This window comes from Streptomyces sp. NPDC002265 (assembly GCF_040296125.1).
Classification (GTDB): domain Bacteria; phylum Actinomycetota; class Actinomycetes; order Streptomycetales; family Streptomycetaceae; genus Streptomyces.
On sequence record NZ_JBEOWS010000087.1, the window covers coordinates 1 to 22,503 of the forward strand.

Here is a 22,503-nt window from a genome sequence, read left to right on the forward strand (position 1 = left end):
GTCGCCGGTGCACGCGCCCCCGGAACCTTCGGGGCCGCGCCCCGGACGGCGGACTACGCGTCCGGTGCGACCGCCTCCGGCCCACTTCGGGCCTTCGCGGAACCGGCCTTCGCGGCACTGACCTGCGCGGCGCTGGCCGGCGCGGCACAGGCATTCGCGGCACGGGCCTTCGCGGAACCGGCATGCGCGAAACCGGTCTCCGCTGCACTGGCCTGTGCGGCACTGACCTGCGCGGCGCTGGCCTGCACGGAACCGGCTTGCGCGGCGCTGGCCTGCGCGGAACCGGCCTGCGTGGCCGGGCCTTCCGGTGCCCGGCCTTCCGGTGCCCGGGCCTCCGGGGCGCAGGGCTGTGTGGCCCGGGCCTCCGGCGCACCGGCTGCCGGCGCACCGGCCTCCGGGGTGCCGGCACGGGCCGCTGTGGCGCCGGGTTCCCCGGTGCGGGCCCGCGGAGCCGTACCGTCGGCGCGCGCACGGCGCCCCTCGCGCAGCAGCAGCCGTCTGGCCGGGCGCTCCACGCCCTCGTACAGGACCCAGGCCAGTCCCAGGGACACCGCGAACACGGCGGCGGTCAGGGCCAGGCCCTCCGGCACGCCGAAGCGCGGGCCGGTGCCGACCAGGCTGCGCACGGCGCGTACCACCAGCAGATGCACCATGTAGAAGGCGAACGAGAGCTCGCCGAGCCGTACCAGCCGCCGGTGCCGCCACAGCGAGGGCAGCCCGCGCAGGTCGGCGACGGCGGCCGCCGGGATCAGCAGGGCGAATCCGAGCAGGGTGCAGGCGGTGGCGGAGTGACCGGGGGTGATCTGGGGCACCAGGAAGTAGCCGATGATCGTCAGGGCGAGCGAGGCCTCCAGGCCCGGCCCGCGCCACCGTCCGAGGAGCACCGTACGGGCCACGGCGGCACCGAGGACGAACTCGGGCAGCCGGGCCGCGGGCAGCGAGTACAGCTGTCCGCCCAGCCAGGTGTGGGGGTCGCAGGCGGTCAGCGCCAGCACCGCGAGCGCCGACGCCCCGGCGACGGCCGCCGATCCGCGGGCACCGAGACGGCGCAGGACGAACGCCAGCGCCGGGAAGAGGGCGTAGAAGAAGGCCTCGCAGGCCAGCGACCAGCTCACCGGGTCGAGCGTCTGCCACCAGGGGCGCCACCAGGAGTGCACCAGCAGAAGGTTGGCCAGGCCCTGGCGGGGCGTGGGCATCGTGAACATGCCCGGGCCGTACGCCATGAGCAGCGCCAGCGCGGTCGTGACCAGGTGGACCGGGTACACACGGGCGATGCGCCGCCGCCAGAAGGCGAACGCGCGGTCGGCGGGCCGGGCGGACCACATGAGGACGAAGCCGGACAGGACGAAGAAGAACGACACCCCGCTGCCGCCGGGCCCGAACCCCCAGGTCATGATCCGTCCGCCGGTGCCGCCGAAGTAACCGGCGTTGCGCACGTGCAGTCCGAAGACGAGCAGCGCCGCCACCCACCGCAGACCGGTGAGGGACGGCAGGGCGGGCGCGCGGGCCGCCGAGGCGGCGTCGGCCGCGGCCGACGGGCCGGTGTGCGGCGACGCCCGCGCCGCCGCGGTCGTCTGGGTCTCCTGCGCCGGGGGATGTTTCGTGCCGAGCATGAAAGGCAACCTTGCCGCTTCCTCGGCGTTCATGACGCCCGCCGCCGAAACATCACACGGACGCCACCGCGCAGGGGGCGGATCCGTGACACCTGTGACCGGGCGCGGCACACCCGTACGACCTGGCCGCCTCCCTGGCCGGGATCTGCCCCGGGCCCGCCCGGGAAGCGGCCGTACGGGTGATCCATGGCTTACGCCGGTGGTGGAAAGGTCCAAGGAATTACGGCCGCCGGGCGGCGGTGTCGTTTCCGTTCGGTGGGTGCGAAGTGGCAACCTGACGGTGGACGGCCGAGACTGTAGGCCATGGATTCGTGATCAATGAGAGCGCACGGCCTCGTGGCTGCCGGGATGGCCCGGTCCGTGCCGTTCTTCAGAGCGCGGGGACAATGGACCGGCGGCCATCTGGGGCCATTGTTCGAGGAAATGTCCTCAGGAGTGCACATGGTAGATCAGTCGTCCGATATTTTTATATCCGGATTGGACGGAGCCGCTGTGACCGGGGGTGGCAATGGTGCCGGCCCGACGGTGGAGGACACCGAAAGGGAATTCGCGGAAGTGCTCGCCGGTGTCGTGAAGGCGGACCATGTGCCGGCCGACAGCCACTTCTTCGACGACCTCGGGGCCAACTCTCTGGTCATGGCCCAGTTCTGCGCACGGGTCCGGAAGCGGTCCGATCTGCCGCCCGCCTCCATGAAGGACATCTACCGGTATCCCACGATCAGGAGCCTGGCGGCCGCCCTCGCGGTCACGACCGCCCCGGCCCCCGCCGTCACGCCGATTCCCACGGCGTCGCCGGCGGCGACCGGCCGTTCCCCGGAGGCGACGCCGGGGAGCACCGGGCGTTATGTGTTCTGTGGAGCCGTCCAGTTGCTCGTCTTCCTGGGATATTCGTTCTTCTTCGGCCTTGTCACCGCCAGCGGCTACGAATGGGTCGCGTCGGGTTCGGGGCTGGTCGACATCTATGTGCGGTCGCTGTTGTTCGGCGGCGTCGGTTTCCTGCTCCTGTGTCTGTTCCCGATCGCGGCCAAATGGATTCTGGTCGGCCGCTGGAAGTCCGGTGAATTCCCGCTGTGGGGCCTGGCGTATGTCCGCCTGTGGCTCGTCAAGGTGCTGCTCCACGCCAACCCGATGGTGTTCTTCGTCGGTAATCCGCTCTACGTGCTCTACCTCCGGGCGCTCGGCGCGCGGATCGGCGCGGGGGTCACGATCCTGTCCCGTTCCGTGCCGGTCTGCACCGACCTGCTGACCATCGGCTCCGGCACGGTGATCCGCAAGGAGGCGTCGTTCCTCGGCTACCGCGCGCATGCCGGACGGATCCGGACCGGCCCGGTCACCCTCGGCAGGGACGTGTTCGTCGGCGAGAAGACGGTCCTCGACATCGACACCGCGATGGGCGACGGAGCCCAGCTGGGCCACGCCTCGTCCCTGTACCCGGGCCAGTCGGTGCCCGCCGGCCGGCGCATGCACGGCTCCCCGGCGGAGCCCACCGGGATCGACTACGTGCGGGTCGCGCCGGCGAGGTGCGGCACCCTGCGCCGGACCTGGTTCGGGCTGGTCACCCTGGCGCAGATGTTCCTGCTGTACGTGCCGCTGGCCGTCGGCGGAATGTACATGCTGTTCGCGCAGATCCCCGCGCTCGGCAAGCGGATCCAGTCGGACACGCCGATGAATTCGCCGTCGGAATTCTTCACCGACGCCGTGCTCCTTTCCGCCGTGCTGTTCTTCGGGTTCGTCGTGCTGGGACTGGCCGTGCTGTTCACCGTGCCACGACTGGTCGGCCTCGTGGTCGAACCCGACCGGACCTATCCGCTGTACGGATTCCGGTACGCGGCGCACCGGGCGGCCGCACGGATGACGAACATCAAGTTCTTCGCCTGGCTGTTCGGTGACAGTTCCTACATCGTCCACTATCTTCGATTCCTCGGTTACGATCTCTCGCGCATCGAGCAGACCGGCTCCAACTTCGGCACGGAGGTGCAGCACGAAACCCCGTATCTGGTGCGCGTCGGCACCGGGACGATGGTGGCGGACGGGCTCTCCATCGTGAACGCGGATTTCTCCAGCACGTCTTTCCGGGTTTCCCGGGCGTCGATCGGCCCGCGCAACTTCATCGGCAACAACATCGTCTATCCGGCCGGGGGCAGGACGGGAGAGAACTGTCTGCTCGCGACAAAGGTGATGGTGCCCCTCGACGGTCCGGTCCGGGAAGGCGTGGGGCTGCTCGGATCGCCGCCCTTCGAAATTCCCAGGACGGTCGAGCGCGACGTCCAGTTCGACCATCTCAGGACCGAACAGGAACTCGGCCGCCACCTGGCCGCGAAGAACCGCTACAACACGCGCACACTGCTGCTGTTCCTCCTCGTGAGGTGGTTCCACGTCTTTGTGCTCACGGCGTTCGGACTCGCCACGGAAACCCTGTACGGAACACTCGGACATGTGGTGCTCGGCGCATACATCGCGATCACCCTCACCCTCACCACGCTCTATTTCGTGCTGTGCGAGCGCTGCATTGGATCCTTCCGCAGACTACGCCCGCAATTGTGCTCCATCTACGATCCGGCTTTCTGGCGCCAGGAGCGGCTCTGGAAGGTCCCGGAGAACTATCTCAACGTCTTCAACGGAACCCCGTTCAAGAGCGTCGTCTGGCGACTGCTGGGCGTACGCATCGGCAGGCGGGTCTTCGACGACGGCTGCCACATCACCGAGCGGACGCTCACCGCGATCGGGGACGACTGCACGCTCAACGTGGGCAGCAAGATCCAGTGCCACTCCCAGGAGGACGGCACCTTCAAGTCCGACCACACCACCCTCGGCGCCCGCTGCACCCTCGGCGTCGGCGCACATGTGCACTACGGCGTGACGATCGGGGACGGCGCGGTCCTGGCGCCCGACTCCTTCCTGATGAAGGGCGAGGAAGTCCCCCCGTACGCCCGCTGGGGAGGAAACCCCGCCGGGCAGATGTCCGACGCACCGGCCCGGTCCGTCGGCACGGGCCCGGCGGACCGGGAAGGGACCCGGCGCACCGATGACGACGCTGCCACCGCGAGCTGAGGAAGGCCACCCCATGGGAACGCACCTGGAGGCGGACCGCGAGTACTGGCGCCACACGCTGGCCGCCGGCGGATGCACCGCGGTGCCGCGGTGGGCCCCGGAACCGGCCGCCGGGGTCGCCGAGTACGTGGCGGCGGTGCCGGAGGGCGTCACGGACGCGGTACGGGAACTGGCCCGTGCCTGGCGGGTACCGGTGACCTCCCTGCTGCTGGCCGCGCACGCCAAGGTGCTGTCCGCCCTCTCCGGCGAGCAGGAGGTGGTGACCGGCTACGCCGCCGGGTCCGGCACCGGCCCGCTGCCGTGCCGGCTCAGCCTCGCCCCCGGTTCGTGGCGCGAGCTGGTGGCGGGCGTCCACCGCGCCGAGGCGGAACTGCTGGAGCACCGGGACTTTCCCGTCGACGAGCTGCGCCGGGAGCTCGGGACGACGGAGCCGTCGTACGAGATCGTGTTCGACCCCACCGGGGCCGACCCCGGGCCGGCCGACGACGTGGTGCTCGGTGTCGGCTGGTGCGACCGGGACACCGGCCCCGTGCTGCGGGTGCGCCATCGCACCGACGCGCTGGACGCCGACTCCGCCGCCCGGATCGGCGGATACCACGTCAGCGCGCTGCGGCTGATGACCACCGACCCGGACGCCGCGCACGCCCGGCAGAGCCTGCTCCCGCCCGAAGAGGTGCGTTACCAGCTCCAGGCCCTGGCCGGACCCAGCCGCGAACTGCCCGACGCGCGGGCCCACGAACTGTTCGAACAGCGGGCGCGCGCCCATCCGCAGGCGGTCGCGGCGGTGCACGGCGGACACTCGTGGACGTACGGGGAACTCAACGCCCGTGCGAACCGCCTCGCGCGGGCCCTGCGCACGCGCGGACTCGGCCGTGAGGCGGTCGTCGGCGTGGTCACCGAACGCCGGCTCGACTGGCTGGCCGCGGTGCTGGCCGTGTTCAAGGCCGGCTGCGTCTACCTGCCCATCGAGCCGCACTTCCCCGCGGGACGCGTCGAGGCGACCCTGTCGCGGTCGGGATGCCGGCTCGTGCTGACCGAGACCGGCAGCACCGACACCCTCGACCGGGCACTGGCGAAGCTGCCCGCGGTGGAGCGGCTGCTGATCGAGGCGGCGTACGCGGAACAGCACGACGACACCGACCTCGGGGTCGAGGTCACGCCCGGCCAGCTCGCCTACATCTACTTCACCTCCGGCTCCACCGGCGAGCCGAAGGGGGCGATGTGCGAGCACGCGGGCATGCTCAACCACCTCTACGCCAAGATCGACGACCTCGGGATCGAGCAGGACCGGGTGGTGGCGCAGACCGCCCCCCAGTGCTTCGACATCTCGCTGTGGCAGCTGCTGTCGGCGCTGCTCGTCGGCGGCCGCACCCTGCTGGTCGAGCAGGACGCCGTGGTGGACGTGGAGCGATACGTCGACACCCTCGTCCGCGGCCGGGTGGGCGTGGTGCAGATGGTGCCCTCCTACCTGGAGGTGGTGGTGACCTACCTGGAGCGGCACCCGCGCGAATTGCCCGACCTGACCTGTGTGTCGGTCACCGGCGAGGCCCTCAAACGGGAACTGGTCCAGCGTTGGTTCGCGGTCCGGCCCGGGATCCGGCTCGTCAACGCCTACGGACTGACCGAGACCTCGGACGACACCAACCACGAGGTCATGGACCGGGTGCCGGACCGGGTGCTGCTCGGCCCCGCGGTCAACAACGTGCGGGTGCACGTCGTCGACGAACACCTGGCGCTGGTGCCGCTGGGCGCCCCCGGGCTGATCGCCTTCTCCGGGGTGTGCGTGGGCCGCGGATACGTCAACGACCCCGAACGCACCCGCGAGGCCTACCGGGACGACCCCTACCAGCCCGGCGGACGGCTCTACCTGGGCGGCGACTGGGGCCGCTGGCAGCCCGGCGGCAAACTGGAGTTCCTCGGCCGCCGCGACAACCAGGTCAAGATCCGCGGCTTCCGGATCGAGATCGGCGAGATCGAGAACACCCTGCTGCGGGTGCCCGGGGTACGCGACGGCGCGGTGGTGGTGTCCGAGCAGCCCGGCCGCGGCGCCCACCTGATCGCCTTCCACACCGGAGAGCGACTGCGCACGGAGGACCTGCGGACGGCCCTGAGTGCCGTCCTGCCCGCCTACATGGTCCCCTCCGCCTTCCACTGGCAGCAGAGCCTGCCCCTGACCGGCAACGGCAAGACCGACCGCAAGGCACTGACCGCGCTCGCCGACCAGACCGCGCGCGGCGAGGCCGCCGAGCAGCGGCGCAGCGCCCCGCACACCCCGACCGAACGCAAACTCGCCGGAGTGTGGGCCGAGTTGCTGGCCGTACCCGAGCACCGCATCGGCCGGCACGACCACTTCTTCGAGTCCGGCGGCACCTCGCTGTCGGCCGTGCGGCTCACCCTGGCCCTGGACCGCGCGGTGTCCCTGAAGGAGATCACCCGCCATCCGGTGCTCGCCGACCTCGCCGCGCTCCTCGACGGCGCGACCCGGGAACGCCCCGGGCTGCTCCAGCCCCTGTCGGAGCCCGCCGGCACCCGGGACCGCGCCCTGGTGTGCTTCCCCTACGCAGGCGGCAACGCGGTCAACTTCCAGCCGCTGGCCGGCGCCCTGGCGGCCCAGGGCCTGCCCGTCTACGCCGTCGAACTGCCCGGCCACGACCTGGCCTCCCGCAAGGAACCCTTCGCGCCCCTGGAGGAGATCGCGGAGCAGGCCGCCGCGGAGATCGCCGCACGCGGCCTCACCCGGGTCCTGCTCTGGGGCCACTCCTCCAGCGCCGCGCCGGCCGTCGAGACCGCGCGGAGACTGGCGGAGCGCGGCGTGAGCGTGGAACGCGTCTTCCTGGCCGCCCAGTTGCTCGGCTCCTCCGGCGAAAGACGTTCGGCCGTCGAGGCGTTGGCGAAGCAGAGCAACGCCGAGATCGCCGCCAGGCTCAGCGCGGACGGCGGTTACACCGAACTGGACGAACTCGACGCCCGGCACGCCGAGCACATCGGGGCCGCCTACCGGCACGACTGCGTGGCCGCGCACCACTACCTCGCCGACGCCCTCGACCACCCCCCGGCGGTACGGCTGTCCGCGCCGGTCACCGTCGTCGTCGCCGACGACGACCCGATCACGGCGGGGTCCGCCGAACGCCACCGCGACTGGCAGCTCCTGGCCGAGCACGTGGACGTGTACCGGCTCCCCGACGGCGGTCACTACTTCCTGCGCACCCGTCCGGCCGCGGCGGCCCGGGCGGTGCAGCGGGACCACCGATCACCGGCCTCCCGCTGAGCCGTCCGGCCGCCAACCGAAAGGAATCCAGATGTCGTCCTCCTCCCTGGCAGCACTGCCCGAAGTGGACCTGCGACCGGGCACGCCGCCGATCCTGCGGGTCGAGGCCCCCGCCGAGGCCACCCGGTGGGCGGCCGAGAACCGCGACACGCTGCGGGCCCGCGTCACCGAACACGGCGCACTGCTCGTGCGCGGCCTGGACCTGCGGGACGCCGAGCGGACCGGAGCCGTGTTCGCGGCCCTGGCCGGCGACCCGATGACGGAGCGCGAGGCCTTCGCCCCCCGCGAGGTCCGAGGCCCCGGCCTGTACTCCACCACCGCCTGGCCGGCCAACCAGCCGATGTGCATGCACCACGAGCTGAGCTACCGGCTGGAGATCCCCGGCCTGATGCTGTTCGCCTGCCTGCGCGCGCCCGGCCAGGGCGGCGCGACCGCCGTGGCGGACGCCGAACAGGTCCTCCAGGCGCTGCCGTCCGCGCTGCGGGAACGGTTCGAACGCGAGGGCTGGATGCTCACCCGCAGCTACAACGACGAGATCGGCGCCTCCCTGGAGGAGTCCTTCGGCACCGACGACCGCGCGGCCGTCGAGCACTACTGCCACGCCCAGGACATCGACTTCGCCTGGCAGCCCGACGGATCCCTGCGCACCCGGCAGCTGCGCAGCGCCGTGGTCACCCATCCGGTCACCGGCCGGCGCTGCTGGTTCAACCAGATCGCCTTCCTCAACGAGTGGACCCTCGCCCCCGAGGTGCGCGAATACCTGGTGGACGAGTACGGAGCGGACGGACTGCCGTTCAACACCCGCTTCGGCGACGGCTCCCCGATCGGCGAGGACATCGTCCAGCTCCTCAACGCCACCTACGAGGACCACACCCGGCGCGAGCCCTGGCAGGCCGGTGACGTGCTGCTCGTCGACAACATCCGTACCGCGCACAGCAGAGAGGCCTTCACCGGAGAGCGCGAGGTGCTGGTCGGCATGGCCGAGCCGCAGCGCCTGGCCGACTGCGCGCCGACCCCGGAGGCGAGCCGGCGATGACGGCGCTGCCCTCTCCCGCCACCCGGACCGGCCCCGCCGCGCCCGCTTCGGCACCGGCCTTCGCGGTGATCTCCGGCGCCCAGGTGCAGCGCGCGCTCGCCGGGCGCGAACGGCAGATCGTGGAACTGGTCGAGGCCACCTACCGGCTGCACGGGGCCGGTGACACGGTCAACCCGCCGTCGTACTTCCTGCGCTTCCCCGACCGCCCCACCGCCCGGATCATCGCGCTGCCGGCGTCGCTGGGCGGGCCGCTGCGCGTGGACGGCCTGAAGTGGATCTCCAGCTTCCCCGGCAACGTGACCGAGGGACTGCCCAGGGCCTCCGCGGTCCTCGTCCTGAACGACCACGACACCGGCTATCCCTTCGCCGTCCTGGAGAGCTCCGTCATCAGCGCCACCAGAACCGCGGCGTCCGCGGCGCTGGCGGCCGACCGGCTCAGCCGCGGACGGCCCCGCCCGGCCCGGATCGGATTCGTCGGCACCGGCCTGATCGCCCGCTACATCCACACCTTCCTGGCCGCCACCGGCTGGGAATTCGACACCGTCGGCGTCCACGACGTGTCCGCGGACAGCACCGCCGGATTCTGCGGCTACCTGCGGCAGGACGGCACCCCGGGGCGCACCGCACCGGTCACGGTCCACGACAGCGCCGAGAAGCTGATCCGCTCCAGCGACCTGGTGGTCTTCGCCACGGTGGCCGGGGCACCCCATGTCACCGACCCGGCCTGGTTCGCGCACAACCCGCTGGTCCTGCATGTCTCGCTGCGCGACCTCGCCCCCGAGATCCTGCTCGCCTCGGCCAACATCGTGGACGACGTCGAACACTGCCTGAAGGCCGACACCTCCCCCCACCTGGCCGAGCAGCTCACCGGCAGCCGTGACTTCCTGGACGGCACGCTCGACGACGTGATGTCCGGCCGGGTGACCCCGCCGGCCGACCGACCGGTGATCTTCTCGCCCTTCGGGCTCGGCGTCCTCGATCTGGCCGTCGGCAAGTACGTGTACGACGAGGTGGCCCGGACGGGAGAGCTCCACGTCATCGACGACTTCTTCCACGACTTGCGCCGGTACGGCTGAAGGCACTTCCCCGGCTCTGGCATCTGGAGGTCACCGTGCCCGTCATCTCCGCTCCCTACGCCTTCAACGAAAGTCGGCTCTTCGTCGACCTCCGGTCGATCGTCGGGCATCCGCTCTACTTGAAGTGCGAGGGCTTCAACTTCGCGGGTTCCATCAAGTTGAAGGCCGCGAACGAGATGGTGACGGCGGCCGAGCGGGACGGGATCCTCACCCGGGACTCGATCCTGGTCGAGTCCTCGTCCGGGAACCTAGGCGTGGCCCTGAGCATGATCGCCGCGAGCAAGGGCTACCGGTTCCTGTGCGTGACCGACTCCCGCTGCAACCTGTCGACCCGGCTGCTGATGGAGGCGCTGGGCAGCGAGGTGCACGTGATAGCGGAGATGAACGCCGACACGGGCTTCCTCGGCGCGCGCCTCGACTACGTCCGTGAACTCTGCGCCTCCGACGACCGCTATGTGTGGCTCAGCCAGTACACCAATCCGGGCAACTGGCTGGCGCACTACCGGACGACGGCGCCGGAGATCGCCGACGAGTTCCCGCGCCTGGACGTGCTCTTCATCGGCGCGGGAACCACCGGGACACTGATGGGCTGCGCCCGCTACTTCCGGGAGCACAGCCCCTCGGTCCGGATCGTCGCCGTGGACAGCGTGGGCTCGGTGGCCTTCGGCGGCGAGCCGGGGCGGCGGATGATCCCCGGCCTGGGCATGAGCATGCGGCCACCGCTGCTCGACGAGTCGTACGTCGACGAGGTGATCAAGGTCGAGGAGGCGGACACCATCCGTGCCTGCCACCGGCTGGCCAGGAGCGGCTTCCTGTTCGGCGGTTCCACCGGAACGGTCGTCAGCGGCGCCGTGGACTGGCTGAACCGGCACGACACCCGTGGCATCACCGCGGTGGCCGTCGCCCCGGACCTCGGCGAGCGCTACCTGGACACCATCTACCAGACCAACTGGCTCCAGGATCTCTACGGCGACCAGGTACTGGAGCCCGGACCGCGCACGACTGTCGTCTCCTCGGGCCCCCGCGGCCGCGCCGCCCCGCACGGCCGCGACCGGCGCGGCGGCGGTACGGGGCGGGCCTGACGGCGGGCGGCCGCGTGCTCAGCGCCCGGCCGCGCGGGCCAGCACGTCGGTGACCTGCCGGTGCACCGCCTCCCGGGCGGCGGGACCCAGCGTGCCCACGACGGTGCCGGACAGGGACTCCAGAGCCCGGTCGGCGTCGGTGTCGGCCGCCGTGCTCTCGCTCAGTACGTCGTAGCCGTCACGTACGGCGACCCGCAGACGGCGCCCGCCCGCGCCGTCGGCGTGCACGGCCGCGGCGACGACGAGCGGCGGCGGTCCGCCCGCCTCACCGGACAGCTTGAGATAGCCGCTGGCCAGCGGTTCGCGCCAGCGCACGCTGAGCAGAGGGTGACGCTTCGCCACCACCTCGGCCAGGTCGGTCTCGTAGATCCTGTCCGGATCCAGCACCGTCGCCCGTGCGTCGAGCACGAACGCGGCGGGCAGCAGACACCGCAGGGTGCTGCCCACGAGGTTGCCGCCGACCGTCGCGGTACGGCGCACCGCGCCGGTCCCCACCGAGGCCGCCGCCAGGCGCATCGCGTCCGGTACCCGGTCGTCGATCCGGTTGAGCACCACGGCCGCGCCCAGCAGTTCGCGCTCCACGACACCGGCCTCGGGCACCTGACGCAGCGACATGGCCTGTTCGGGGAAGCCGTCCCGCTGCCAGGTGGCCCACACCAGGGTCGCCCCGCCGATCGGCACGGCTCCCTCGGCTATGCACTCCTGGGCCTCGGACACGGACGTGGGCAGACGCAACAGCACGGCAGCCGACCTGCTTTCCTGGGACGTTGGGGTCGGGGGCGAGACTCGGCCAGGTGATCACTGACTCTGCGTATCCTGCCCCTGCGAACGGGGGCGCATACAGGGCTCACGTATTTGTTCCGCGCGCCCGTCGCGTACGGCCGGGGCGGACACCGCCGTGACCCGGGGCCCCCGTACCGTCCCCCGCCATGTGCGGGAGGCGAACCGCGCCCGTGGCGCAGGCCTGGCCGAACATGCCTCAGTTCAGGGCCTGTTCGGTCCAGATGGTCTTCCCGGTCGGGGTGTGCCTGGTGCCCCAGCGGTTGGTGAGCTGGGCGACGAGGAGGAGACCGCGGCCGCCCTCGTCGAAGATCCTGGCCCGGCGCAGGTGCGGTGAGGTGGAACTGCCGTCGGACACCTCGCAGATGAGCGAGTCGTCGTGGATGAGACGCAGTTGCACGGGTGCCGAGCCGTAGCGGATCGCGTTGGTGACCAGCTCGCTGACGACGAGTTCGGTGACGAAGCCGACCTCGGTGAGCCCCCAGGCGTCCAGTTGCGCGAGAGTGTTCTTGCGCGCCGTGGCGACCTCGGAGAAGTCCGGTGCCAGGTCCCAGACGCGGACGTGGGTGGCGTCCAACGCGCGGGTGCGGGCCAGGATCAGGGCGATGTCGTCGGCGGGACGCTCCGGCAGCAGCGCGGCGAACGCGTCGTCGCAGGCGCCGTCCAGCGAGGTGTGCGGATCTGCCAGTATCCCGCCCAGCCGGGCGGTGCCGACGTCGGGGTCCTGGCCGGCCGCCTCGACCAGCCCGTCGGAGAAGAGGGCGACGAGGGTGCCCTCGGGCAGCTCCAGTTCGGTGGCCTCGAAGGGCAGCCCGCCCACACCCAGCACCGGTCCGGCGTTGACCTCGACCACGTTCCTGGTGCCGTCCGGCAGCACCAGCACGGGCGCCAGATGGCCCGCGCTGGCCACCGACAGGGCCCGTGCGACCGGGTCGTAGACGGCGTAGAGACAGGTGGCGCCGACCTCGCTGCTCGGGGCGTACCCGCACTCACCGTCGCTGCCCAGCCGCAGGACCAGGTCGTCGAGGTGGGCCAGCAGTTCGTCCGGCGGCAGATCGACGTCGGCGAGGGTCTGCACGGCCGTACGCAGCCTGCCCATCGTCGCGGAGGCGTGGATGCCGTGCCCGGCCACGTCGCCGACCACCAGGGCCACCCGGGAGCCCGAGAGCGGGATGACGTCGAACCAGTCGCCGCCGATACCGGCCCGGGAGTCGCTCGGCAGATAGCGGAAGGCCACGTCCACCGCCGACTGCCTGGGGGGCCGGTGCGGCAGCAGGGTCTCCTGGAGGGTCAGCGCGGTGATGCGCTCACGGGAGTAACGGCGGGCGTTGTCGAGACAGACGGCGGCACGGCTGGTGAGTTCCCGCGCCAGGGCGAAGTCGTCCTCGTCGAAGGGGTCCGGCCGGGTGCGGAAGAGGACGGCGACGCCGAGCGTGGTGTCGCGGGCGATCAGCGGCACCGCCATCAGCGAGGTGATGGCCAGCCCGCTGATGTTCCTCGCCTCGGACGGCATGCTCGCCATCCACCGCTCGAAGTCGGCCTCGCCCCTGCCGCTGTGCACCGTCCGTCCCAGGTGCAGGGCCCTGGCGGGCGGCGAGTAGGCCGGGTAGGTGTCGACGGCTCCGGGACCGATGACCGGCTCGGGGCTGCCCTCGACGGTCGAGACGTGCGCGACCCGGTGCAGCACCACCGCCGCGTCCGGCGGACCGGTGGCCGGCTCCTCGCCCCGGACGACCGGCGCCAGCAGGTCCACGCTCGCGAAGTCCGCGAACTGCGGCACGACCAGGGCGGCGAGTTCGCGCGCGGTGCGATCGAGGTCCAGGGTCGTCCCGATCGAGACGGCCGCCTCGTCGAGCACCGCCAGACGCTGCCGGGCCCGGTACTGCTCACTGCTGTCGAACGCGGCCATCGCGACCGCGCAGATCTCTCCGGCCGGGTCCCGCACGGGCCACAGCTCCAGGCTCCAGGCGTGCCCGTGCACCTCGGAGGGGGCCCGGGTGTAGCCCTCGTAGTGACGGGGCTCCCCGGTCGCGGCCACGTCGCGCAGGGCGGCCACGGTGCCCCGCTGGTCCACGCCCGCGGGGACGCCGTCCGGGAACACCCGGCCGCGCAGGACGTCCTCCCCGATGCCCATCAGGTGGGCCGCCATGTCGTTGAGCCGCAGGCAACGCTGGTCGACGCCGAAGACCGAGAACGACATCGACGCCTGGCGAAACGCCCACTCGACCAGCGGGCGCCCGTCGTCGCCCCCGCCCTGAGGCTCCATGCATTCAGCTTGCCTCCCCGCCTGTGGGCGAACAACTCGGCCATGCCGGCGCGAGCGCCCTCGGGGACGGGCACCGGCGCCGGACCCGCGGGCACCGGCGCAGGACCCGCGGGTCCGGGCCCGGCCCGCGGACCCGGGCACCGGCCGCGGTCACTGTGCATGAGGGACCCGGCATGCCGGGTCACCGGCTCGCGGCAGGGAGCTCTCAGGCGCGCGCCCGGCGGGCCTCGCGGCCCCAGTCCTCCAGGACCGGTACGCAGCTCTGCGCGAAGCGGTCGTAGTCGTCGGGCGTGTTGTAGACATGCGCGGACAGCCGCAGGTAGCCGACCCCGCCGAAACTGGTGAAGGCGCACTCCACGCCCAGTTCGACGGTGGCGCGGTCGCGCAGCGCGTCGGCCGCAAGACGCGTGGTCCCCAGCCCCGCCGGAATCCGGACCAGCCGCATCCCCGGTACGGGCATGCCGACGTCGACGCCCTCCACCGCACCGCCCGCCGGGCCGGCGAACGCGGCACCGATCACGCGGGCCCCGTAGTCGGCCAGTTCGTCCATGTAGCTGCGGGCGGTCTCCCAGCCCCAGGTGCGCCCGACGAACTCCAGCGCCACCGGCGCCGCCAGGGGGCCGGTGGCGTCGAGCGTGCCCTGCTGGTCGAAACGGTTCGGGAACGGCTCGGCGGCGCTCCACGAGTCGATCAGCGGATGCAGGTGCTCGCGCAGCGGGCCGCGGGCCACGAGAGCGGCCGTGCCGCGGGGTGCGCAGCCCCACTTGTGGAGGTTGCCGACCCAGGCGTCGCCGCTCTCCAGCCCCTCCAGCGGGGCGGGCAGGAGCCCGGGCGCGTGTGCGCCGTCCACCAGCAGCGTGATGCCGTCGTGCCGGGCGAGCTCGGCCGCGATCCGCTCGACCGGCAGCCTGCGGGCGGTGGCCGAGGTGATCTGGTCCAGGACCACCAGGGCGCACCGGTCGTCCACTTCGGACATCACCGCCCGGTACGCCTGGTCCGCGTCGGCCGCCAGCGGTACGCGCGCCGTGCGCACCCGGCCGCCCCAGCGACGGGCGAGGCGCTCGGCGCCCATGGTGACCGCGCCGTAGCCGTGGTCGGTGACGACGATGTCCTTGCCGGGGTGCGCCGCCAGGGCCGCGTAGACGACGCTGGCCCCCGCGCTGGCGTTCGGGACGAGCGCCAGGTCCGCGGCGTCGACGCGGAGGTGCTCGGCGATCTCGGTGCGGGTGGCGGCGATCCGCTCGGTCAGGTCCCGGAACCAGACGACGGGGGCGCCTTCCATCTCGGCCCGCAGTTCGTTCTGCCGTCGCTGGGCGACCAGCGGGACGGCGCCGAAGGAGCCGTGGTTGAGGTGGAGCATGCCGGGGTCGAGCGACCAGGCCGCGGCGGCGGGTCGGCCGTCGTCCAGCGTCAGGGGTCGGGGCGCGGTGACGACCTGGGTCTCGCTCACGGAACTCCTCGTTGTTCGCGGCCTCGCCGGCCGTGGTGCGGATGTCCGTGAGCGCGGCCGCCCTTCGCCGGGCACGGCCGGACCGCCGGACCGCCCACACCATACCCAGCAGGCTCGCGGGCTGCGCCGTACGGTCTGCGGGTACGGCGCAGCCCACCGCCCCGGCCGGCCGATCCGCCTCTGCCGAACCGTTACCGTTCCTGGCGCGTCGCACCTGCCGTGTCGTTCCAGGCGGCCGGGCGACGGTCAGGCGACGGGGCCGTAGGTGCCGCCCGTGTACTCCCGCCCGGCCGTCCGCCGGTCCGCCGGGCGGGCCCGGGCCGAGGACACCGGCTCGTCCGGGGCCGTCCGATGGACCTCGGACGCGCTCCCGTGGCCGTAGCGGACGTGCCAGCCGTCGCCGCGCAGGATCAGGGAGACGACGGCGGGCGGGCAGGGCAGGTCGAGATGGCGGAAGGCTCTCGCGGGGACCGAGAAGGCATGCACGAGCGCGCCCCGGATGACGGACGGCTCGACGACGGCCAAGGCCCGGTCGGTGTCGGACGGCAGCGCGTCCAGCCAGCGGGCGGTGCGTTCGCAGAGGTCGCGGACCGACTCGCCGCCGTGCGGCGCGGCGTCCGGATCGGTGAGCCAGGCGGAGTAGCCGTACGGGTCCTCGGCGACGACATCGGCCACCGTACGGCCGTACCAGCGCCCGTAGTCGAAGTTCCGCAGGGCGGGTTCGGGCACGGTCTCCAGACCGAGGGCGTCGGCGGTCCGCGCGCAGCGCGCCGATGGCCCCCGTACGGCCAGTGAGTAGGGCGGGAACCCCGGGTGCGGGGAGTCGGCGGTCCGCAGCGGGCCGCTCGCGAGGGAGAACGGGTCGCCGAAGATCCCGGTGGTCTCCTCGGCGGTCGCACTCAGAAACGTCAGACACGTCGTCATTCGTCTGACCTCCTCGACTTCCGTGCCACGTTGCATGGTCGGACGCTGCACCGTCGGCTATTGGATGAGCTGGGCGGGTGTGGTGGCGGTGTGCATGGCGTACTCCAACGGGCCGCGCCGGAAGCGGCGGGTCCAGGCCAGGGCCAGGAGCATGGCCACGGTGACGAAGGCGACGAGGACCGCGGCGGACTCCGCGTCGGACATGTCGTCGCCGATACCGAAGGCCTTGATGGCCACGATGTGGCCGACGTAGGCGGACAGGGAAACGGAACCGAGCGCGATCACCGGGGCACCGAGCCGCCGTACGCGCGCGAAGCGGGCCGTGGTGTGCAGGCAGGCCGCGACGACCACCAGCGCGACTCCGGTGTTGCCCACGATGGACCCGGTCGTCTCGCTGTGCGGGGAGGCCACCAGCAGCCACGCGGGCCTGCCGGGCAGCGGCGGCCCGCCGACGGCGTCGGACCACCAGGCGGATCCGGCCGGACCGCCGCCCACGGCCGCGCTGACCGCGGCCCGGGCGCCCGGCACCAGATGCAGGGCCAGCCACGACCCGCCGTATCCGGCCACCGCCAGGGCGACGCCGCAGGCCGCGGTCCTGGCCAGCGCGCGGGGCCGGGTGAGGTCGGTCTTGGCCAGGGCCATGCCCGCGACGATGAACGGGAACCAGGTCAGGACCGGGTAGTCACCCGTGACGAACAGACCGACGAACCCGTCCGTGCCGGTGACCCGGGCCAGGGGATCGTGGGCGGCGACGGTCTCGGACCAGTCCCCGCGCCCGGCGGCGGCCCGCAGCAGGTACAGGGCCAGCGGCAGGACGATCGCGCCGGCCGCGGCGACGGCGGCCAGGGTGCGTGCCCGCAGCCGGTGGAACGGCAGGGCGAGGACGAACAGCAGCCCGTAGTAGGACAGGATCACGTCGACCGGGGTGTCCAGGGCGGTCAGCGCGTATCCGAGGGCCATCAGTACGGCAGCGCGGATGAGCACACGGCCCATCGCCTGCCGTCCGGCCCGCCCGGTCCGGGACTGCGGCCGGCCCGTCAGCAGCACCAGGGTGAAGCCCGCCAGCACGGCGAAGAGGGTGGAGGAGCGGCCGCCCGCCACCTCCAGCAGCCAGCCGGCCGGCCCGCCCACCGACGGGTCGGGGCCCAGGTGCACGGCGAACATGCCGACGATCGCCAGACCGCGGGCCAGGTCGATTCCGATCAGCCGCCCCGTCGACGGCGGGACGGCCGACCCGGCGTCCGCCGAGGGCGCGGCCAACGCCACGGCCGACGGTGCGTCGTGTGTCATGCGTACAAGGTTGCGTGCGCGCGGTGGGCGGCAGCCATCCGGCAGATGTCCGGACCGACCCCGCCGACTGGCTGGTTCCGCGGCGCCCGTCGGCCGGTCCGGACGGAGCCGGATCTCAGATCGGGGGTCGTGGTCCGGGGTCCGGTACCGGGCGGAGTGCCCGCCGACGTGGTACGAATCGGACAGCGGTCCGTCCGTGAGTGGAGCACGCGTGATCCGGGTACTGGTGGTCGACGACGAGGCTCTGATCCGCATGGGCTTCCAGCGGATCCTCGACACGGCCGACGACATCGAGGTCGTCGCGGCGGTGCCCGGTGCCCAGGCACTGCACACCGCGCGGGAGACCGCCCCCGACGTCGTCCTGCTGGACATCCGGATGCCGGACGTGGACGGCCTGACCGTCCTGGCCGAGCTCCGCAGGCTCCCCGACCCCCCGGTCGTGGCCATGCTGACGACGTTCGACATGGACGAGTACGTGGCGACGGCGCTGCGCTCGGGCGCCGCGGGCTTCCTGCTCAAGGACACCGACCCCGAGGAGCTGCCGTTCATGGTGCGCTCCCTGGCCGAGGGCGGCACCGTACTGTCGGCGAAGGTCACCGGGACCGTGGTGGCGGGCTATCTGGACGCCGGTGCCCAGGAGCGCTGCGCCGGCGGCCTCGACCGTCTCACCGACCGTGAGCGGGCGGTGCTCGTCCTCATCGCCGAAGGGCTGTCCAACGCCGACATCGCCACCCGGCTCTACCTGAGCACGGGCACCGTGAAGGACCATGTGAGCGCCATCCTCACCAAACTGGAGGTGGGCGGACGGGTCCAGGCGGCCCTGCTGGCCCAGCGGGCCGGCCTCCTGCGGGAGGACGGTGAACCCCTTTGAGGGTGCCGCGTCGACCGCCCCCGGTGCTGTTGGACGCCGTACCGGTCGGGGTCGCGCTGCTCGACGTCTGGGCGCACTGGGATCCCGAGGCCTGGGTGCGCATGGCCTGTGCCCTCGCCGCCGCCTTCGCCCTGATCCTGCGCCGCCGTCTGCCGCTGCTGACCTTCCTGCTCACCCTCCCCGCCGTCCTGCTCTCCGACGCGGTCATCGCCTCGCTGATCGCGCTGTACTGGCTCGCCTCGATCACCCGGCACCGCGCGCTCCTGGGCGTCTGCGCCCTGCTGTTCACGCTCGGGGACGTGAGCTCGTGGCCCTCCCCGGGCCTGGACCTGACCCGGGGCACCACTCTGATCACCCTGGGTTACACCGGGGCGACGGCGGCCGCGCCGGTCTTCCTCGGCCAGCTCGTCCAGACCCGGCGCGACCTGTCGCTGCGGCTCGCCGAGATCTCCGAGGCCCGGGACCACGAGCAGTTGCTGACCGCCCAGGCGGTCCTGGCCAGGGAGCGCGCCCAGCTCGCCCGGGAGATGCACGACGTGGTCTCCCACCAGGTCAGTCTGATCGCGGTACGGGCCGGGGCGCTCCAGGTCGGCACCCACGACGCGGAGACCAAGGAGGCGGCCGGCACCATCCGGCGGCTCAGTGTCCAGACCCTCGACGAGCTGCGCCACATGGTCAGTGTCCTGCGCGCCTCCGGCGGGCGACCCACCGAGCTGACCCCGCAGCCGTCCCTGGCCGACCTGGAGCAGCTGGTCGGCAGCAGCGGCATCGACGTGCGGTTGGCGACGGACGTTCCCGAGGGGCTGCCGCCGGCCGTCCAGCGCGCGGTGTACCGCACCGTCCAGGAAGCGCTGACCAACACGCGCAAACACGCTCCCGGCGCCACCGCGACGGTGTGCGTCCGCCACGAGGGCAACGGCGTCCAGGTCACCGTCACCAACTCCGCCCCCACCCGGCCCGCCCTGCCGCTGCCCAGCGCGCACTACGGCCTGGTCGGCCTGCAACAGCGGGCCGCCCTCCTCGGCGGCACGGTGACCGCCGGCCCCACGCCCGACGGCGGCTACGAGCTGCACCTGGAACTCCCGGCGAACGGGGCCGGCCCGTAGGAGACGAACGGGACCGGCCCGTAGGAAAACCGGGTGCGCCGCGCCAGGCGGCCGCAGTACGGTCGCGCGATGACCGATGACGACGGGTACTTCGGGGAACGTGTCGCCGTGGACTACGACACGTCGTCGGCGGAGATGTTCGAGCCGGCCCTCGTGGACGCGACCGTGGACGTCCTGGCGGAGCTGGCCGGTGCCGGCCGGGCGCTGGAGCTGGGCATCGGGACGGGCCGCATCGCGCTGCCGCTGGCCCGCCGCGGAGTGCCGGTCCACGGCATCGACCTGTCGCGGGCCATGCTCGCGCGGCTGCGCGCGAAGCCGGGCGGGGACGCGATCGGCGTCACCGTCGGCGACTTCTCCACCGCGAAGGCGGAGGGGACGTACTCCGTCGTGTACCTGCTCTTCAATACGATCATGAACCTGACGACGCAGGACGAGCAGGTGGCCTGCTTCCGCAACGCCGCGGCCCACCTGGCACCCGGCGGCTGTTTCGTCGTCGAGGTGATGGTCCCCGAACTGCGCAAGCTGCCAGCCGGGCAGACCGTCGTGCCGTTCCACACGAGTGCGACCCGCTGGGCCTTCGACATCTACGACGTCGCCACGCAGGCGACGAGTTCGAACTACGTCGAAGTGGTCGACGGCCGGGGCGAGTACCGGTCGATCCCCTTCCGGTACGTCTGGCCCTCGGAACTCGACCTGATGGCCAGGCTCGCCGGACTGCGGCCGCGCGAGCGCTGGGAGGGCTGGACGCGGGAGCCGTTCACCAGCGACAGCGACCGGCATGTCTCGATCTGGGAGAAGCCGGTCGCCTAGAGTCCGCTGTGGTGGCGGTCGAGGCGGGCGTGCTCAGCCGACGGCGCCGGCCAGCGCGCCTCCGCCGGTGTCCATACCGCCCCGCGGCTTGACGGCGGAGAGCGACGGGGTGGCCGTACCGTCCTGTGGTCTGCCGGTGGAGAGCGGCGCGGTGACCTTGCCGCCTTCCGGTCTGCCGGTGGCGAAGGGCGCGCTGTCCGGCCGGCACGTCGCACCGGCCGGCGGGAGGACTCCGTCGACGAGATAGCGGCTCTCGTAGTCCTTGGCGCAGGTGCTGGGGTTGAGCAGGACGGTGTGCCCGTACCCTTCCACGGTCAGCAGCCGGGCGTCGGCCAGCTGGGTGGCCATCGCCTGCGCGCCCCGGTACGGAGTGGCCGGGTCGTAGGTGTTGTTCACCAGCAGCAGGGGGTGCGCCGTAGGCCTGTTCCAGGGGCCGGTGTAGCTGTCGGCGGCCCGGACGGGCCACTGGGCGCAGGCCTCCGAGGCCCAGGCCCAGAACTGCCCGGCGGCTCCCGCCCGGCGGGCGCCGAGTTCCGCCAGGGCCTGGTAGGCGGCCGGGTCGCGTGGATTGGGGCTGTCGGAGCAGAGCACCGCGGCGGCCTGCTCCACTCCCAGATAGGGCATCTTCGCCGGCTGCGGGAACAGCGGAGGCGAGGGTTGCAGCGCGCGGCCCTGCCACAGGTCCTCCAGCCGGGTGGCGGCCCAGGACCACGCGGGGTGGACCACGTACAGGTTGGTGAGCAGGTCGTCGATGGTCCTGCCGAACGTCCACCCACCCACCGGGTGCGCGGCCAGCCGCTTCGACAGCTGTGCGAACTTGTCGCGTGTCGCCGCCGGGCTGCCGGCCGAGAAGGCGCAGTCCGCGGGCGCGGCGGCACCGCACAGGCCGAGGAACCGGTCCAGGGTGGCGGCCGCGCCGATGTCCGTGCCCAGACGCTGGAAGGTGGCGAGGCCGGTCCCGGTCCCGGTGGTGGTCCCCGTACCGGTCCCTTGGCCGAACCAGGCCCGGGGGTCGAAGTTGCCGTCGAGGACCATGGCGCGGACCCGGTCGGGGAAGAGGTTGGCGTAGGTGGCGCCGAGGAACGATCCGTAGGACGTGCCGAGGTAGGTGAGCCGGGCATCGCCCACCGAACGCCGGAGCAGGTCGAGGTCCCGGGCGGTGTCGGTGGTCGACACATGACGCAGGAGCTCCGGGTCGCGCTTCAGACAGCGCTGGGCCAGATCCCCGTACGCGGCCGTCCAGGCCGCCCGCTCCCGCGCGCCGACGGGGAAACCGGCCGGCACGCGGGCCTGCCAGGCCACGGAGGCCAGGTCGCTGTCGAAGCAGCGCACCGCCGTGCTCTCGCCGACGCCCCGGGGGTCCCAGCTGACGATGTCGAACCTCTCCCGTACCTCCTTCGGGAAGAACTCGTACCACTGCGGCATCTGCAGCGTGCCTGGGCCGCCGGGGCCGCCGGGATTGAGGAACAGGGTGCCGATACGCCGTCCGGGGCCGGTCGCCTTCCGTCTGACCACGGCCAGCCGGATGGAACGCCTGCCGGGCTCGCGGTAGTCGAGCGGTACCTTCGCGGTCGCACAGTCGAACGGGTTACCGGATGCGCAGGGACGCCAGTCGAGCCGCGGGGCGGGCACCGGGGGCAGCGGCGGCGCGGCCGCGGTGACGTCCGGCCGGGTCACCGCCGTCAGGCAGACGAGCACCGCGGCAAGGCATGCGGTGCGCCGGCGGCGGCCCGCCGTGGACCGGGGTATTCGCATGATCCGTCCTTCCGCCGGCGAGGCGTCGACATGGGGACGTCTCTGCCTGAACACCACCGTGGCCCGACCGGGCGGGCAAGCCGGCGCGGGCCGAACGAACCACGCCCGTCGGACGGGTGGGGCGG

Annotated in this window: 15 protein-coding genes; 8 read left to right on the forward strand and 7 right to left on the reverse strand. The window is 72.6% G+C overall.

Going from position 1 to position 22,503, the window contains the following annotated elements:
* Nucleotides 1-53: 53 nt before the first annotated feature.
* Nucleotides 54-1,613 carry an acyltransferase family protein gene (locus tag ABT085_RS17545; protein ID WP_351607960.1) on the reverse strand — a complete coding sequence of 520 codons (1,560 nt, stop codon included), beginning with the start codon at nt 1,611-1,613 and terminating at the stop codon, nt 54-56.
* Between the two features lie 441 nt (nt 1,614-2,054).
* Between ABT085_RS17545 and ABT085_RS17550 the strand changes: the two genes are divergently transcribed.
* The 5 genes from ABT085_RS17550 to sbnA are packed head-to-tail and all read left to right on the forward strand — an operon-like array spanning nt 2,055 to nt 11,126.
* A complete protein-coding gene (locus ABT085_RS17550; RefSeq protein ID WP_351607963.1) occupies nt 2,055-4,664 on the forward strand; it encodes a Pls/PosA family non-ribosomal peptide synthetase in 2,610 nt (869 codons plus the stop codon).
* Between the two features lie 13 nt (nt 4,665-4,677).
* Nucleotides 4,678-7,932: a non-ribosomal peptide synthetase gene (locus tag ABT085_RS17555; RefSeq protein ID WP_351607966.1), complete on the forward strand. Its 3,255-nt coding sequence runs from the start codon at nt 4,678-4,680 to the stop codon at nt 7,930-7,932.
* 31 nt (nt 7,933-7,963) lie between these two features.
* Complete coding sequence (locus ABT085_RS17560) at nt 7,964-8,968, forward strand: TauD/TfdA family dioxygenase (RefSeq protein WP_351607969.1); 1,005 nt, start codon at nt 7,964-7,966, stop codon at nt 8,966-8,968.
* Nucleotides 8,965-10,044: a 2,3-diaminopropionate biosynthesis protein SbnB gene (sbnB, locus tag ABT085_RS17565; protein WP_351607972.1), complete on the forward strand. Its 1,080-nt coding sequence runs from the start codon at nt 8,965-8,967 to the stop codon at nt 10,042-10,044. Before ABT085_RS17560 ends, sbnB begins: the two co-directional genes overlap by 4 nt.
* 35 nt (nt 10,045-10,079) lie before the next feature.
* The gene (gene sbnA / locus ABT085_RS17570) at nt 10,080-11,126 is read left to right on the forward strand and encodes a 2,3-diaminopropionate biosynthesis protein SbnA (protein WP_351607975.1); all 1,047 of its coding nucleotides are present in this window, start codon (nt 10,080-10,082) and stop codon (nt 11,124-11,126) included.
* A gap of 18 nt (nt 11,127-11,144) precedes the next feature.
* Here the strand turns inward: sbnA and ABT085_RS17575 are convergent, their stop codons facing one another.
* The 5 genes from ABT085_RS17575 to ABT085_RS17595 all read right to left on the reverse strand — a co-directional run bounded on the left by ABT085_RS17575 (nt 11,145) and on the right by ABT085_RS17595 (nt 17,836).
* Nucleotides 11,145-11,867 (reverse strand): FAD binding domain-containing protein, encoded by a 723-nt coding sequence (locus ABT085_RS17575; RefSeq protein ID WP_351607978.1) that lies wholly within the window; start codon nt 11,865-11,867, stop codon nt 11,145-11,147.
* A gap of 238 nt (nt 11,868-12,105) precedes the next feature.
* Nucleotides 12,106-14,172 (reverse strand): SpoIIE family protein phosphatase, encoded by a 2,067-nt coding sequence (locus ABT085_RS17580; RefSeq protein WP_351607981.1) that lies wholly within the window; start codon nt 14,170-14,172, stop codon nt 12,106-12,108.
* A gap of 205 nt (nt 14,173-14,377) precedes the next feature.
* Nucleotides 14,378-15,622, reverse strand: a complete 1,245-nt coding sequence (locus ABT085_RS17585; RefSeq protein WP_351607984.1) for an aminotransferase class V-fold PLP-dependent enzyme — start codon at nt 15,620-15,622, stop codon at nt 14,378-14,380.
* A gap of 246 nt (nt 15,623-15,868) precedes the next feature.
* The gene (locus ABT085_RS17590) at nt 15,869-16,546 is read right to left on the reverse strand and encodes a histidine phosphatase family protein (RefSeq protein WP_351607987.1); all 678 of its coding nucleotides are present in this window, start codon (nt 16,544-16,546) and stop codon (nt 15,869-15,871) included.
* Between the two features lie 57 nt (nt 16,547-16,603).
* Nucleotides 16,604-17,836, reverse strand: coding sequence for a DUF418 domain-containing protein (locus ABT085_RS17595; protein WP_351607989.1), 1,233 nt, complete (start codon nt 17,834-17,836; stop codon nt 16,604-16,606).
* A gap of 211 nt (nt 17,837-18,047) precedes the next feature.
* Here ABT085_RS17595 and ABT085_RS17600 point away from each other — a divergent pair, with 211 nt between their 5' ends.
* The 3 genes from ABT085_RS17600 (at nt 18,048) to ABT085_RS17610 (ending at nt 20,623) form a co-directional block, all read left to right on the forward strand.
* Nucleotides 18,048-18,707, forward strand: a complete 660-nt coding sequence (locus tag ABT085_RS17600; protein ID WP_351607992.1) for a response regulator — start codon at nt 18,048-18,050, stop codon at nt 18,705-18,707.
* 2 nt (nt 18,708-18,709) lie between these two features.
* Nucleotides 18,710-19,813 (forward strand): sensor histidine kinase, encoded by a 1,104-nt coding sequence (locus ABT085_RS17605; protein ID WP_351607999.1) that lies wholly within the window; start codon nt 18,710-18,712, stop codon nt 19,811-19,813.
* Nucleotides 19,814-19,882: 69 nt separating this feature from the next.
* Complete coding sequence (locus ABT085_RS17610) at nt 19,883-20,623, forward strand: class I SAM-dependent DNA methyltransferase (RefSeq protein ID WP_351608002.1); 741 nt, start codon at nt 19,883-19,885, stop codon at nt 20,621-20,623.
* A gap of 33 nt (nt 20,624-20,656) precedes the next feature.
* On the opposite strand, the gene ABT085_RS17615 is transcribed toward ABT085_RS17610, so the two are convergent.
* Nucleotides 20,657-22,378 carry an alpha/beta hydrolase gene (locus ABT085_RS17615; protein ID WP_351608005.1) on the reverse strand — a complete coding sequence of 574 codons (1,722 nt, stop codon included), beginning with the start codon at nt 22,376-22,378 and terminating at the stop codon, nt 20,657-20,659.
* Nucleotides 22,379-22,503: the final 125 nt, after the last annotated feature.

Coding starts and splice junctions, on each gene's coding strand:
- ABT085_RS17550 (WP_351607963.1), top strand. CDS start 2,055: ATGGTAGATCAGTCGTCCGATATTTTTATATCCGGATTGGACGGAGCC.
- ABT085_RS17595 (WP_351607989.1), bottom strand. CDS start 17,836: ATGACACACGACGCACCGTCGGCCGTGGCGTTGGCCGCGCCCTCGGCG.
- ABT085_RS17555 (WP_351607966.1), top strand. CDS start 4,678: ATGGGAACGCACCTGGAGGCGGACCGCGAGTACTGGCGCCACACGCTG.
- ABT085_RS17615 (WP_351608005.1), bottom strand. CDS start 22,378: ATGCGAATACCCCGGTCCACGGCGGGCCGCCGCCGGCGCACCGCATGC.
- ABT085_RS17545 (WP_351607960.1), bottom strand. CDS start 1,613: ATGCTCGGCACGAAACATCCCCCGGCGCAGGAGACCCAGACGACCGCG.
- ABT085_RS17580 (WP_351607981.1), bottom strand. CDS start 14,172: ATGGAGCCTCAGGGCGGGGGCGACGACGGGCGCCCGCTGGTCGAGTGG.
- sbnB (WP_351607972.1), top strand. CDS start 8,965: ATGACGGCGCTGCCCTCTCCCGCCACCCGGACCGGCCCCGCCGCGCCC.
- ABT085_RS17590 (WP_351607987.1), bottom strand. CDS start 16,546: ATGACGACGTGTCTGACGTTTCTGAGTGCGACCGCCGAGGAGACCACC.
- ABT085_RS17610 (WP_351608002.1), top strand. CDS start 19,883: ATGACCGATGACGACGGGTACTTCGGGGAACGTGTCGCCGTGGACTAC.
- ABT085_RS17560 (WP_351607969.1), top strand. CDS start 7,964: ATGTCGTCCTCCTCCCTGGCAGCACTGCCCGAAGTGGACCTGCGACCG.